Annotated in this window: 14 protein-coding genes and 1 pseudogene; 13 read left to right on the plus strand and 2 right to left on the minus strand. The window is 46.0% G+C overall.

Going from position 1 to position 12,442, the window contains the following annotated elements; translation table 11 throughout:
- Window positions 1-153: 153 nt before the first annotated feature.
- On the minus strand, window positions 154-576 hold the full coding sequence (locus ACE3K2_RS08465; RefSeq protein WP_421888869.1) for a hypothetical protein: 423 nt from the start codon (window positions 574-576) through the stop codon (window positions 154-156).
- A 124-nt stretch (window positions 577-700) separates the two neighbouring features.
- On the opposite strand from ACE3K2_RS08465, the gene ACE3K2_RS08470 reads away from it, so the two are divergent.
- Window positions 701-1,045, plus strand: a complete 345-nt coding sequence (locus ACE3K2_RS08470; protein ID WP_421888871.1) for a hypothetical protein — start codon at window positions 701-703, stop codon at window positions 1,043-1,045.
- 167 nt (window positions 1,046-1,212) lie between these two features.
- Here the strand turns inward: ACE3K2_RS08470 and ACE3K2_RS08475 are convergent, their stop codons facing one another.
- Window positions 1,213-2,502 (minus strand): Gfo/Idh/MocA family oxidoreductase, encoded by a 1,290-nt coding sequence (locus ACE3K2_RS08475; protein WP_421888873.1) that lies wholly within the window; start codon window positions 2,500-2,502, stop codon window positions 1,213-1,215.
- Window positions 2,503-2,629: 127 nt separating this feature from the next.
- Here ACE3K2_RS08475 and ACE3K2_RS08480 point away from each other — a divergent pair, with 127 nt between their 5' ends.
- The 12 genes and pseudogenes from ACE3K2_RS08480 to ACE3K2_RS08535 form a co-directional block, all read left to right on the plus strand.
- The gene (locus tag ACE3K2_RS08480; protein ID WP_421888875.1) at window positions 2,630-3,511 is read left to right on the plus strand and encodes a helix-turn-helix domain-containing protein; all 882 of its coding nucleotides are present in this window, start codon (window positions 2,630-2,632) and stop codon (window positions 3,509-3,511) included.
- A 17-nt stretch (window positions 3,512-3,528) separates the two neighbouring features.
- Window positions 3,529-3,975, plus strand: coding sequence for a RidA family protein (locus ACE3K2_RS08485; protein WP_421888877.1), 447 nt, complete (start codon window positions 3,529-3,531; stop codon window positions 3,973-3,975).
- A gap of 8 nt (window positions 3,976-3,983) precedes the next feature.
- Window positions 3,984-4,574: a GNAT family N-acetyltransferase gene (locus ACE3K2_RS08490; RefSeq protein ID WP_421888879.1), complete on the plus strand. Its 591-nt coding sequence runs from the start codon at window positions 3,984-3,986 to the stop codon at window positions 4,572-4,574.
- Window positions 4,575-4,587: 13 nt separating this feature from the next.
- Window positions 4,588-5,406 (plus strand): phosphotransferase family protein, encoded by an 819-nt coding sequence (locus tag ACE3K2_RS08495; RefSeq protein ID WP_421888881.1) that lies wholly within the window; start codon window positions 4,588-4,590, stop codon window positions 5,404-5,406.
- Window positions 5,407-5,447: 41 nt separating this feature from the next.
- A complete protein-coding gene (locus ACE3K2_RS08500) occupies window positions 5,448-7,673 on the plus strand; it encodes a class I SAM-dependent methyltransferase (protein WP_421888883.1) in 2,226 nt (741 codons plus the stop codon).
- Entirely contained in the window at window positions 7,670-7,897 is a 228-nt protein-coding gene (locus ACE3K2_RS08505) for a histidine phosphatase family protein (RefSeq protein ID WP_421888885.1), read from the plus strand. The genes ACE3K2_RS08500 and ACE3K2_RS08505 overlap by 4 nt, the downstream gene beginning before the upstream one ends.
- A complete protein-coding gene (locus tag ACE3K2_RS08510; protein ID WP_421888887.1) occupies window positions 7,894-8,556 on the plus strand; it encodes a PolC-type DNA polymerase III in 663 nt (220 codons plus the stop codon). Before ACE3K2_RS08505 ends, ACE3K2_RS08510 begins: the two co-directional genes overlap by 4 nt.
- Window positions 8,557-8,579: 23 nt before the next feature.
- Window positions 8,580-8,954: a hypothetical protein gene (locus ACE3K2_RS08515; protein WP_421888889.1), complete on the plus strand. Its 375-nt coding sequence runs from the start codon at window positions 8,580-8,582 to the stop codon at window positions 8,952-8,954.
- 187 nt (window positions 8,955-9,141) lie between these two features.
- Entirely contained in the window at window positions 9,142-10,140 is a 999-nt protein-coding gene (locus tag ACE3K2_RS08520; protein WP_421888891.1) for an ABC transporter substrate-binding protein, read from the plus strand.
- 264 nt (window positions 10,141-10,404) lie between these two features.
- Window positions 10,405-11,910, plus strand: coding sequence for a helix-turn-helix domain-containing protein (locus tag ACE3K2_RS08525; protein ID WP_421888893.1), 1,506 nt, complete (start codon window positions 10,405-10,407; stop codon window positions 11,908-11,910).
- A gap of 87 nt (window positions 11,911-11,997) precedes the next feature.
- Complete coding sequence (locus ACE3K2_RS08530) at window positions 11,998-12,315, plus strand: hypothetical protein (RefSeq protein WP_421888895.1); 318 nt, start codon at window positions 11,998-12,000, stop codon at window positions 12,313-12,315.
- Between the two features lie 2 nt (window positions 12,316-12,317).
- Window positions 12,318-12,413, plus strand: a pseudogene (locus tag ACE3K2_RS08535) (galactose oxidase); the annotation flags it as partial.
- Window positions 12,414-12,442: the final 29 nt, after the last annotated feature.

The raw sequence follows: 12,442 nt of genomic DNA on the forward strand, positions 1-12,442 counted from the left end.
AGATACAGAAGTAATTCTGTTCTCACCCCTTTTTGACATAAAATGATTCTTCAGCAGAGGAGTGGTTGCATGAGTTATAATTATATATTGGAAGGGAGCACCGGTATGCAGATATTCGGGAACCATTGTATGGCTTGCGTAAATGAACCAGCTTTACTTCCGACTACAAGGTCGTTTCAGATTCTTTTTTCCGGTGGTTGGCCGATAGATCGACTCGACGCTGGAGAGAGGGAATAGAATACGGGAAGGGACTCTGCCTTTTCCCTGGAGTTCAAGATAATCCAGTCCTACGCCCACCAGTCTGATATTGTTAAATGCATTCCAGGAAGGGAAAGTCGTGCGGATTCCGACTCTGACGCCTCGCCGTGTTCGAGGAATATCGAATACCCGAATGGAATTCAGACTAAGTGGAATGAATATTTGACGGTTTACTTTGATAAACTGCCTCGGGTAGACACGACGAATACGTCCCGGTTCCAACCCGGAGAGTGGCGTATTCAGTTCTGCAAGATGCCCCTGGAGTTCTGCCAGACGCTGCTGAAGTGTTTTTCCAGTATGGAGATGCTGCCAGCTCATAAGAATTCCTCCGTTCGCCATTTGTACCTAGTATATGAAGGCACGGGGTAGGAAGGTGTACGTTTGATAGCCCATGTTCGTTACGGCTAACGGGGTTTCATTTTATAATAGAGGAGTGATTTAATTGATCGTAGAGATGTATAAAGACCTCATTCAGGATGAGCGTGGCAATTATTATCTGGCAGTACAGATGGATGGTAATGAGCTTACACTCGTTAATGCATTCGTTGAAGCGGCATTCACACCAGAACTGATCTACAATGAAGAGTTTCGCACGAAGCATAAGGAGATAGAAGGCGGGTTTGTAGGCAAAATTGCGATGGACCTGTTAAGGCATGATGTGGTCATGGGGATGAAGCAAATCGACCGCAAACTGTTGAACCTGTCGGATGTGGAACAGCAGTTCACCGTAAATTATATTGATACGATTGAATTTTATCGTCACCCGGCGTGGAACCGGAAGGTGTAGAAATATAGAAATGCCAAAACGCAAGTGCAGGGGCAGTAAGTCTCCGCTACTTGCGTTTTTTGCATTCGAACAATTAACGATACGTAGGATGGATGATGCCAATGTCGCGCTCGGTTCTGAAACATCCATTAGCGTAAGCTGCATTTCATTTCCTGTGATCCGAATATTTAGAAACGAACCAGATTATTGACGTTGACAGGCAAACCCGTGGCGATGGCGCGATTGGCCGCAATTCCAGTCAGAATGGATCTGGCACCGTCCACGTGGTTAGCAGCACGATGGAACGGATCTTCTACAGGCTCTCCGAACAGATCATTCAGCAGAACCGGGTCACCTCCGCCATGTCCACCAGCTTTCTCTTCCACTTCAACCTCATATGGCGCACCAAACATCGGAAGGACCCGCAACGTTTTACCGATCAATGCACCTTCCTTACTTTTGTCACCCAATGAATTGACATAGGATTGCTCCACAATGTTCATCTCCATCCGGCCTTTGGTACCATTAATGGCAATGCGGTAACCTTCCCATGGCTGATAGGCAACGAGGGAGTACGTCAGAATCGCTTTGTTCCGATACTTCACAAGAACACCCATCGTATCCTCAATGTTGATACCATCCCCAAATACGCTCTGGTCCCGCTGATAACCATCTTCTGATTCGGCATCCAGATACATGGACTTCATATGAGCATCCGAATCCAAATGCAGTGCAAAAGGATCTTCCTTTGCAATCGGATTGCCTGTTGCCCGATTATAGAACTGCGTTACACCGCGTTCTTCTGCGTTTTCTCTGCCGTAAAACATCAGATCACCAAATGCAAACACGGTATCTGGTTGCGAGCCGATCCAGAAATTCACCAGGTCGAAGTGATGGGTGGATTTGTGCACAAGCAGCCCGCCGCTATTACGCTTGTCCCGATGCCAGCGGCGGAAATAATCTGCCCCGTGGCGCGTATTCAGCAGCCATTCGAAGTGAACGGAAGTGACTTTCCCAATGGTATCATTCAGAATAAGTTCCCGAATCTTCGTATGGTGCGGTGCATAACGGTAGTTAAAGGTGACTCTGACGTTCTGACCAGTCCGTTTGACGGCATCCAGGATGTCCTGGCATTTCTCCTCATCGATCGTCATCGGTTTCTCGGTGACAACGTCGCAACCCAGTTCCATCGCGCGAATGATGTACCTGTGATGGGTACGGTCAACGCTGGTTACGATGACATAGTCAGGTTTCTCGTTCTCAATCATCTGATCAAATTGATCCGCAGGATAAGTGGGTACCTCGGGATAATTGTACTTTTCCTTTAACAGTTGATTCGCGTAATTCATGCGGACTTGATTTATATCACAAAAGCCGACAAGCTCGGAAGTATCCCTGTAATCCCGGGTTAAAGCACCATAAAAAAATTCGGCTCGGCCGCCGGTTCCAACTAACACATAACGTTTCTTGTTACTCATGTCCATCGCCTCCTTGAATATAGCTTTAGACTATAACAAGGGAGTACTTCTTTCGCCGCATTTTATGCGTAACCGCTTTCAAATGCCGCATATTTTGCTATAATTTATGGAAAGGAGAGAGGCCGACATGACAGAACCTTTCAGTGCAGATTTTCATGATCCCACGGATTTATTACATATCGAATATGATCGTCGCATTGGATATTTCTCGATGACGGATGACCACCTGCATGATCATTATGAGTTGTATTACCTGTTGTCTGGCGAGCGTATCTATTTCATTAGGGACCGGACCTACCGGGTGAAGGCTGGCGATCTGGTGTTTGTTGACCGGAATACGGTGCATAAAACCTTGGAGAGTGGCATGCCCGACCATGAGCGGATGGTATTGTATCTGAAGCCTGAGCTTTTTGCAGCCATGGCTATTTCAACGGAGTTAGTTGAAGCCTTGAAGGAGCCCTTCGGCTGGGAAATTCCGATTGTAAGATTTCCTTCACAGGTCACGGATGTTTTGCAGCGGATGGTTAGTGAAATGGTGGATGAAATGCTTTGTCCTCAACCTGGAAGCAACCTGTTGCTTCGTCACCGGACTATTGAATTGTTGCTGCATGCCTATCGTAATCAGCATCTGGGCAGGTTATGCTCCGATGATCGTGAACCGGTTCTTCATCCCAAGACACAGGTAGTTGTACGTTACCTGAATGAGAATTATCAGAAGCCACTGACATTACCGGAAGTGGCGGGCATGTTTCGCATTAGTCCGCATTATCTGAGTCGATTGTTCAAACAAACGACGGGGTTTACCTTCAGTGATTACCTGAACCTGTTACGGGTGAAGGAAGCACAGCGTTTGCTGCGAGAAAGTGAGAAGTCCATCACGGATATCGCCTGGCTTGCAGGATTTAGTAACTTCTCTCATTTTGGCAAGATGTTTAAGCGTACCGTTCAGGTATCACCAAGAGTCTACAGGCAGGAATACAAGGAATCGGGTTCCGTGAGGACCTTATAAGAGGGAGCGAGTATACGATGATTGAAGCAAGATTGAATGAACTGGGGATCATTTTGCCACAGGCCAGCGCGCCCGCAGGGAAATATGCCAATGCCGTTATTGTGAATGGAATCATGTATGTATCCGGGAAAGGACCGGATACCTCTGAACGTGGCAAACTGGGATCAGACTTCACAACAGAGCAAGGATATGATTTTGCCCGGAATGCTGGACTGGAGGTTCTTGCTGTCGTTCGAGACGTGCTGGGTTCACTGGATCGGGTGAAGAAAGTGGTTAAAGTGCAAGGCTTTATCAATGCATCTGCTTCGTATCAGGAGCATCATAAAGTGCTGAATGGATTCTCCGATCTGATGATGGAAGTTTTCGGGGAGCAGGGTGTACATGCTCGTTCGGTATTTGGTGCCGCATCTGTTAGAGATAATTTGCCGCTAATCATTGATTCTATATTTCAGGTAGAGGAGTAGATATGACCATGACAGAATCGTCCTCATTTAATCCAATTATGCTAACGATTCCCGAGAGCTTCCACACGGAACGCCTCACGATTCGTGCTCCGCAGTGGGGGGACGGCGCAGCCGTTAATGAAGCGGTCCGTGATAGTGCGGAGCAGTTGCGGTTGTGGTTACCTTTTGCCGAGAAGATCCCGTCATTGGAAGAGTCTGAAATGATGGTTCGTAGAGCAAGACTGAAATATCTGGAACGTAGCGACCTGATGTTACATTTGCGTGATAGACATACGGATGAATTCGTCGGCAGCAGCGGGTTACATCGCATTGACTGGAATGCACGCTGTTTTGAGATCGGTTACTGGATTCGGACATCGCGGTCTGGTGAAGGTTTGATGACGGAAGCAGTGAAAGGCATTGAGCAATTTGCCATTACGCATCTGGAGGCAAATCGGCTGGAGATCCGCTGTGATGCACGGAACGTGCGAAGTGCGAGAGTGGCTGAAAGAGCGGGGTATACGCTGGAAGGGATACTGCGCAAGCTGCGGCGGAACAGTGCAGGTACGCTGGTCGATTCTATGGTGTTCTCTAAAGTCAGAGGAATTGAGTTCGAGTAAAGGGCGGATGAATATGGAGCGAATTGGTCAGGGAAGAACTGCGGAAATCTATGCGTATTCGAACGAGCACATTATGAAGTTATATCGAATGGATTTTCCATTCGAAGCAGTCCAGAATGAATATGGAATAAGTGAGTTAGTATTCAGAAAAGGACTCCCCGTCCCACAAGCAGTATCCTTGATAGAGCATACTACGTCGCGTGCAGGCATTGTTTTTGAACGACTCCAGGGGTCTACCCTGTTATCACTTATCATTCAGCAACCTGAGTTATTAGAGCAGTTGGCGTTTAAAATGGCTGACTGCCATTACAGACTTCATTGTGAGCGAGATGATGAAGGAACACTTCCCTCCCAGAAGCAGATTTTATCGGGAGCGATTCACAATGTTCGATTATTGTCCGAGAACGATCAAGCGCGAGTCCTTTCTTACTTAACAACATTGCCTGATCAACAGCAGATCTGTCATGGCGATTTTCACCCCGATAATGTTATGCTCAGTGAGGCTGGCGATCAATACTGGGTCATCGATTGGATGACTGGCATGTCGGGTGATCCCGCGGGTGATGTAGCCCGAAGCTGGGTAATATTAATGAGCGGTACATTGCCGGAAGATACAGAGCCGGCAATACGAATGGGTTTTGAAACGGCTCGTAAATCGCTGGTTGAATATTACATCCAGCATTATATTGAACTTTCCGGGATTACACGTGAAGCCATTGAATCCTGGATGCTGCCAGTTGCTGCCGCGCGTCTTGACGAAGATCTGCCCGCTCAAGAGGTGGAACAGCTGCTCAAGTTGGTTCAGGAACGACTTCGTCTGTTGGACGACTAACTATACAATATATAAGGGTAGAGAAAGAGGGGGACATATTCATGCTGCATTCATTAAAGGCCATACAATCATACAAATCAGGCAACACGCCGGAAACTGGGCAGCAATGGCTGCAAGTGCTGGCAGCAGCAGAGCAGCCCCACATTAACCTCGAACGCATTCATTCCATCGCTGAACTTGAGGGCACGAATCCGGTACTGGATTACACCGAGCGCACACTGCACGTGCTGGAGAAGCTTCAGGTTTCTTTTTGGGTGCGAGAAGTTCTGGAGGACGTATTAATCTGGTCAGAGACGGCAAAGGCCGGATCACGGGAGCAACGGCGGATATGGCAAAAGCAGGGCGTTAACCTGTTTGTGCACAATGTCGGGTCCGCTCAGTTATATGATCTTTACGCAGGGCCAGACCACCTGGATCATGACATAGGTGAGACCAAGGAGACGAGTGTCAATCAACCTGGATCTCCGAGTGTTACCCGAAGTGAGAGTACAGATGTAAGCGAGCATCATGCTGCGCTGACTTCACACACACCAAGGCATGAGATTATACACACTTTAATTGCTACGCATGGGCTTATTGGTCAATACATACGCGGCGAGATTCCATTTGCCGAGAATGCTCCGCTTCACGCCTTGATCGTCAAAGGATGGTTGACTACAGATGAACTGCACACCATACTGATGGCATTAAATGAGTGCATTATTGCAGGCGTTGATCCAGCGTTATGGGTTCAGGTTCAAGCTGAGGTACAGCGAATTGTAGGCTGGATTATCGCTGGACCGGATCATGAGGACTGGAGCGTGAAGGAACGGTTATCCCGCTTGAGAAGTTCATCCATTCGGCAGGGAGAAGCGATGGATACGGCTTACGGCAAGCTCCAAACGGAACTGGATGTAGAACAGGCGCTGGCTCCGCTGGCTCATCGCACATTATGGTATGTGGAGTCGGCCATGCAGGATTTTTCGCTGCAGGAGATGGTGAAAGTGTTCTTTTTGGCGCTTCGCAGCGAAAGTATGAATCCAACATTTATGGAGAATCAATCTGAAGTTGTTCGTCATATCAGCTTCGAACCATTGATGAATACGATGTATTACGACTACAAGGGTGTCAAGAAGCTCAATATTTACAAGAAACGAATGATTGAAAAATATTTGGAACAGTATACATGGGTACAGATTAAGGCAGGGGAGCAGATCGTCTATCCCCATCTAACCCATCGCATTGAGCGTCATGCGGATCTGCCCGATACACTGTTTGTGACCTTCGAATTTTCCCCAGCGGCAGAGAAGCTGATTGCATTCTGTATTGAAGCGGAGAAGTCACCATTATACGAAAAAGCTGTATTGCTGTTATTTGACCTGTTCGGATTACGTCGGGATGCCTATGACCGGTTTCACAACGAAGAGACGTATTTGTCCGATATGAACAGCTCCGGTGATTATAAAAAAGTACTGCTCGACTATATCGTCGGTAAACGAGTACTTGATATCGGTCCAGGTGGAGGGATTCTGCTGGATCTGATTGAGCAAGAAAAACCGGAAGTGGAGCCTATTGGTATCGATATCTCGGCCAATGTCATTGAAGCGCTGGAACGCAAAAAACAGCGTGAGGGGCATCGCTGGCAAGTGATGAAGGGAGATGCCCTGCAACTGGAGCAATATGTGCAGCCGGGCACCGTGGATACGGTTATTTTTTCATCCATTCTGCATGAGCTATATTCCTATATTGAACTGGACGGTCGAAGATTTAATTCCGATACAGTTGTGGCAGCGCTGAGAAGTTCATTCCGTGTGCTGTCACCTGGAGGAAGAATTCTGATTCGTGATGGCATCATGAGTGAACCGGAGGCACAGAAGCGCCGGATTCGTTTTCTGGAACCGGATGGAATGCGCTGGCTGGAGCGGTATGCAGAGGATTTTCAGGGACGTGCAATTCAATATGAACGGATCTCAGACAATGAGGTCGTATTGCCAATCAACGATGCGATGGAATTTCTCTACACCTATACGTGGGGTGAAGAGGCATACGTACATGAAATTCAGGAGCAGTTCGGTATTTTCACGCCGACAGACTATGAGAACTGTATTCGAGAGGCACTGGGTGAACAAGCCGAAATGATTACTTTCCGACATTTTCTCCAGGAGGGTTATACGGAAGCACTTGGAGAACGAATCATCTTTATGAGGGAAGATGGAGAACCTGCGCCTTTGCCAGACAGTACCTGCCTGATTGTCATTGAGAAGAAGAAAGGGCTGGCGGATGAATGATGAGCGAGGCCAACACGGTTTTGTATTTTGTTAGACATGCGGAGTCACGGTATGTTGAAGGACAGGAACGCGAGCGTGGACTGACAGCGAAAGGTCATCAAGATGCGGGAACGGTTGCCAGTCTGCTCCAAGGGGAGCGGATTCAACTGTTCTATTCAAGCCCTTACAGGATGAAAAATGCATTAGCCGTGATGAGAGTAGAAAGGTGTGGGTTGAACGGATGAAAATTACGCTGTTACCTGATACATACTTTATTGAAAATCTAAGCGTAGCCCCATTACAGGATAGATTTTATTGCATATTTGATCTCGAAGGTACAGGCATTAATCCTGTGGTTGAGAGTGTGACACAATTTGGTGCGATGCATTACCAGAGAGGTCAACCATGTTATACAACATTTTCTTCACTTGCACGCGCAACCAAACCTATACCAGAACCTGTGGCCAAGTTAACAGGCATTTCGAATGAGGATATGTTGGAAGCTCCTTCGTTCGTAGAAGCATTTCAGACCTTTCAGGAGTTCATTGGGGACAACGTTCTGGTGACACAAGCCGGATATGAGTATGACCTGCCCATCTTAAAGCGGCATTGTGATGAGTATGGTCTCCCGATGTTGACCAACCCGGTGCTGGATACAAAAGCGATGTTTACCTATATTCATCCTGAGATTACCGAGGTCGTCTCAACGGATTTTCTGATTGGGTATTATGATCTGAATACAGAGGGAATTCACAGGCACAATGCTTTGGCAGATTGTGGTGTGATTGCTCGTATCTTTGAAAGTATTCTTAGCGAATATGAGAAACTTCAATTGGATCATTTTACAGCCGATCCCAAGCAGATGATGAAACGTTTCGTTATACCAGAGATGTATCTGACATGATAAGGAACTGGAGGAGAGATTCAATGAGCAGAACGGATGTGGAGAAGCTACTGTTGGATCTTAACGAGGAACGGATTCTGACCCAGCAGACATTCGAAGGACTGGATGTGGAAGTTTACCTGGACGAAAGAGATGCCTCTGCATTTGCTGACGAGTGGATGCAAACTTTTGAACGATGGGCTCGAGTTACTGCGGTGGCTGAAGAAGAGGTGTTGCGCGCAGGCAGGGAACAGGCTTTCAAACAAACTTTAGCTCTCACCGGCGAACCTGAGTTAGCCGGGTATGTAAGTGATGATATCGGTTTAATTGGCGCTGCACTGTTACAGGATGTGGTGCATGAACCATTTGTTAATGAACTGTTGGAAAGTTATCGACAAGGTCGGTTGCCCCTGCAATAAGCGGGGGAGGACCAACAGGAGTGTTTTCGTTTGTATAAAAAAATAGCATCAAATGTACATTGTGAGTCGGCTGAACCTTGAGGTACAATTCACCTATGTACTTAATGAGAATGATAATCATTATACGTTATATATATATAACATTCTCACGATTACATTAACAGATCATATAGGGGTGAAAGGTATCATGGCAGGTTTTACTAAAGGTTTCAAAGGGTGGGCGATTACATTACTGCTCATGGGTCTGGTGATTTCAGGATGTAGTACAAATACCGCTACAAATGCGGAACAGACTCCTGCAACTGAAAGTGCAGCTTCTGGAGAAAATGCTTCTGGAACGGAGGCGGCGCCTGCGACGCGAGTTGTACAGGATGAATTCGGAGATGTGACGATCCCGGTTCAACCACAGCGGATTGCTGGAATATATGTGGAAGATTATCTCAAGGCGCTCGATATTACACCTGTAGTACAGTGGTATAATCCGATGTGGGGTGTTCAGGATTATTTAAAACTGGATGTTCCGCAATTTGATACTACAGGGAGTATTGAGGCTTTGTTGGAATATGATCCGGATCTGATCATTGTGGATGGTGCAGCGGATGCGGAGAAATATGAGATGTATTCGAAGGTGGCACCGACGTATCGTTTGCCTGAGAGCGTACTACAGGATTCTAATCAAATTCTGAAAACCATCGCCGATGTTGTGGGTAAACCGGACAAGGGTGAAGAAGTTGCAGCGGCATTTGAGGCCAAAATTGCAGATGCCAAATCGAAGTTGCAGGAAGCAGTTGGGGGTGAGACAGTCGCAGTGGTCCGGCTGAATGTTAACGATGACACACTGGCACTGTTCGGTGTGAAAAATCGTTTGACCGGATTTATTTATTCGGAGCTTGGTCTAACACCTCATCCTCTGGTTAGCAAGATGAAAGAATATCAGGAAATTTTGTCTGAGGAGGCCATTCCACAGCTTGATGCAGATCATCTAATTATTTTCCCTTCCAATGGAGATTGGTCATCTCCCGAGAATAAGGAAGCCTTGAAGGTACTAGACAGCAAGCTGTGGGAATCCCTTCCTGCGGTTAAAAATAATCAGGTGTACATCATGGAAAGATCACATTGGCAATCAGGTGCGATTACAGCGAATTCCATGAAAATTGATGATCTTCTGGAAAAAATGACTCCATAAGCATAGTTTCATAAGAAAGAAAGTTCTTCGGTCAGGGTTGAAGAGCTTTCTTTTTTCGTATACACTACTTTAAATGATAATAATTCTCAGTTAAGGACGATGAACATGTACCCCACGATAATACAATGGATTCCCAAACCCTGGTTATGCTCACTTCAGCATATGAAATACATAGATCATAATAAATCCGATATTCATAAACGTTTGTTATATAGAATGTCATCCTCACACTCCATTTTCGTTGTAACGTCTGGGAAGGGCTCAATGTTTTACTCAGATCGGGAATTTCATTTGGAAAAAGGAATGATTATATTTGTTCCGGCTGGAGCTTCTATTAAGATAGAAGGATCTCCATGGACAGAAAATAAATTGCAATATTATAAGCTTGACCTGATGGTGGCTGAGCTAAAAGAAGATATTTCAAGCTATTCGTCTACGATAATCAAGATTGAGCAGCAAGAGTTTTTTAAAAGGATTGAGACTCAAGAAGCGTTACCACTTATTCACCTGAGTTACAGTCCCTGGAGCTCCTGTCTGGAAGCCTTGGAACAAATGCTGCGTCAACAGGTCACTGGCGATTGGTTGGGGCAATGGGGGATACAGCTTCGTTTTCAGGAGTGGTTCCGTGCCTTGCTTCGCCAAAGTGATCCCGAAACAGAAGCACCAGATGAGCGTGCGCGTCTTCAAAGTTCAATTCGTTATATTGGCGACCACTATGATCAGACGATAACCGTGGATGAGCTCGCGGCAGATATTGGTCTTACCAGAGCCAGCTACACTCGGCAATTTAAAAGGATTACAGGTACGCTTCCGCTTGATTATTTAAATACAGTTCGACTGGAGCGCTCGAAGCAACTATTGCAGCTAACGGATGATCGGATTCATGAAATTGCACAAAATGTGGGATTTAGCAGCGAGTATTATTTTGGCCGCCGTTTCAAGCAATATGCTGGTATTTCCCCTGGATTGTACCGTCGTCATTACCGTCAAGAGGTCCGTGTATTTGCTCCATATCTCGAAGACTTTGTGTTGGCTCTTGGCGTAAAACCCGTATTGCAGTGTTCGCATCACTCCTGGGGGAGACAGCATTATTTGGGGTTGGATGATGTGCCTGAATTCGATGTAAGCCAGCTGGATGCACAGTTTAATCTGGGCAATGTACCTGACTTTATCATGCTGAATAAGGGATATGATCGATGGAATCTGGACCGCTTTGAGCAAGTAGCACCTACGTTTTACGTAGAACATCTGGGAGAGGACTGGCGCTCCATTTTGAGATCAACAGCCGATGTATTGGGAAAGGTGAATCGGGTTCAGGATGTAATTGGTGCGTATGAGGATAAGGCATTGGAAGCTAAAGGACGTTTAACACGTTATATGCGTGGTCAGACGGTAGCTTTTTTGCGCATATCCGCATCTGATATTACGCTTTACGGGGATCAGCAGGGCTACGTTGGACCTGTAATTTATCAGGATCTTGGACTGATTCCGCACTCCCGAGTGCAGCAATGGACAAGACACGAGCGGAGAATTTTCATTGGATTGGAGCAGTTAAGTCAGCTGGATGCGGATCACTTGTTGATTACATTTGACACTGGAAATTCTGCTAAACCTGGAGATGAGCGCGAACTGCTTGAAAGGGACGAATGGAAACGCCTTCCTGCGGTGAAAAACGGTAATGTGTACGAAGTGGATTTCATGAGTTGGATGAACTACGGTGTGATCTCTCATGGGAAGAAGATTGAGGATATTTTGCGGTTTATGGCTTGAGGAATGGGAGTTAGAACTATAAACCATATTCTACTAATCGGATTTACTGTATGATATAGGAAAAATGAATTGGGGAATAGACATCTTATGCAGAAAAAAATTTGGGCCTTACTTTTAGTAGTAGTTGGTATTGGGATGATTCCTGTTACAGAGGTATCGACAACTACGGTTGCCGAATCGCATGAAATTTCGGGTGAAGATCTTCCTGAAAGCTTACGATATGATTCTAACCATCCAGATATAATTTATGTGAAGGATTGTGGGGTCTTCGAGAAAGTGGATTCGAGTTTAGTAGATTACGGCGAACAAGAAGTTGTGTTTGACGATTTACAAAAGGTAACAGATAAAACAAATATAATTGTTGCTTATGATGCAACTTACGTTAAAAAAGGTGAATGGGAATAGGGATCGATAAACACGACAACAACAAAGGGCCATTTAAGAGTCGGAAGGATTATATCCTGTTTGATCGAGTGCTGACGTTTGAGGTAAGTGAATACTAAAAATGTGAAGTTCCTTCAGCGTAGCTGAA

Source organism: Paenibacillus sp., assembly GCF_048976745.1.
In the GTDB taxonomy this organism is placed as follows: domain Bacteria; phylum Bacillota; class Bacilli; order Paenibacillales; family Paenibacillaceae; genus Paenibacillus.

Coding starts and splice junctions, on each gene's coding strand:
- ACE3K2_RS08510 (WP_421888887.1), top strand. CDS start 7,894: ATGAAAATTACGCTGTTACCTGATACATACTTTATTGAAAATCTAAGC.
- ACE3K2_RS08480 (WP_421888875.1), top strand. CDS start 2,630: ATGACAGAACCTTTCAGTGCAGATTTTCATGATCCCACGGATTTATTA.
- ACE3K2_RS08505 (WP_421888885.1), top strand. CDS start 7,670: ATGATGAGCGAGGCCAACACGGTTTTGTATTTTGTTAGACATGCGGAG.
- ACE3K2_RS08495 (WP_421888881.1), top strand. CDS start 4,588: ATGGAGCGAATTGGTCAGGGAAGAACTGCGGAAATCTATGCGTATTCG.
- ACE3K2_RS08485 (WP_421888877.1), top strand. CDS start 3,529: ATGATTGAAGCAAGATTGAATGAACTGGGGATCATTTTGCCACAGGCC.
- ACE3K2_RS08530 (WP_421888895.1), top strand. CDS start 11,998: ATGCAGAAAAAAATTTGGGCCTTACTTTTAGTAGTAGTTGGTATTGGG.
- ACE3K2_RS08525 (WP_421888893.1), top strand. CDS start 10,405: ATGTTTTACTCAGATCGGGAATTTCATTTGGAAAAAGGAATGATTATA.
- ACE3K2_RS08465 (WP_421888869.1), bottom strand. CDS start 576: ATGAGCTGGCAGCATCTCCATACTGGAAAAACACTTCAGCAGCGTCTG.
- ACE3K2_RS08515 (WP_421888889.1), top strand. CDS start 8,580: ATGAGCAGAACGGATGTGGAGAAGCTACTGTTGGATCTTAACGAGGAA.
- ACE3K2_RS08475 (WP_421888873.1), bottom strand. CDS start 2,502: ATGAGTAACAAGAAACGTTATGTGTTAGTTGGAACCGGCGGCCGAGCC.
- ACE3K2_RS08520 (WP_421888891.1), top strand. CDS start 9,142: ATGGCAGGTTTTACTAAAGGTTTCAAAGGGTGGGCGATTACATTACTG.
- ACE3K2_RS08490 (WP_421888879.1), top strand. CDS start 3,984: ATGACAGAATCGTCCTCATTTAATCCAATTATGCTAACGATTCCCGAG.
- ACE3K2_RS08500 (WP_421888883.1), top strand. CDS start 5,448: ATGCTGCATTCATTAAAGGCCATACAATCATACAAATCAGGCAACACG.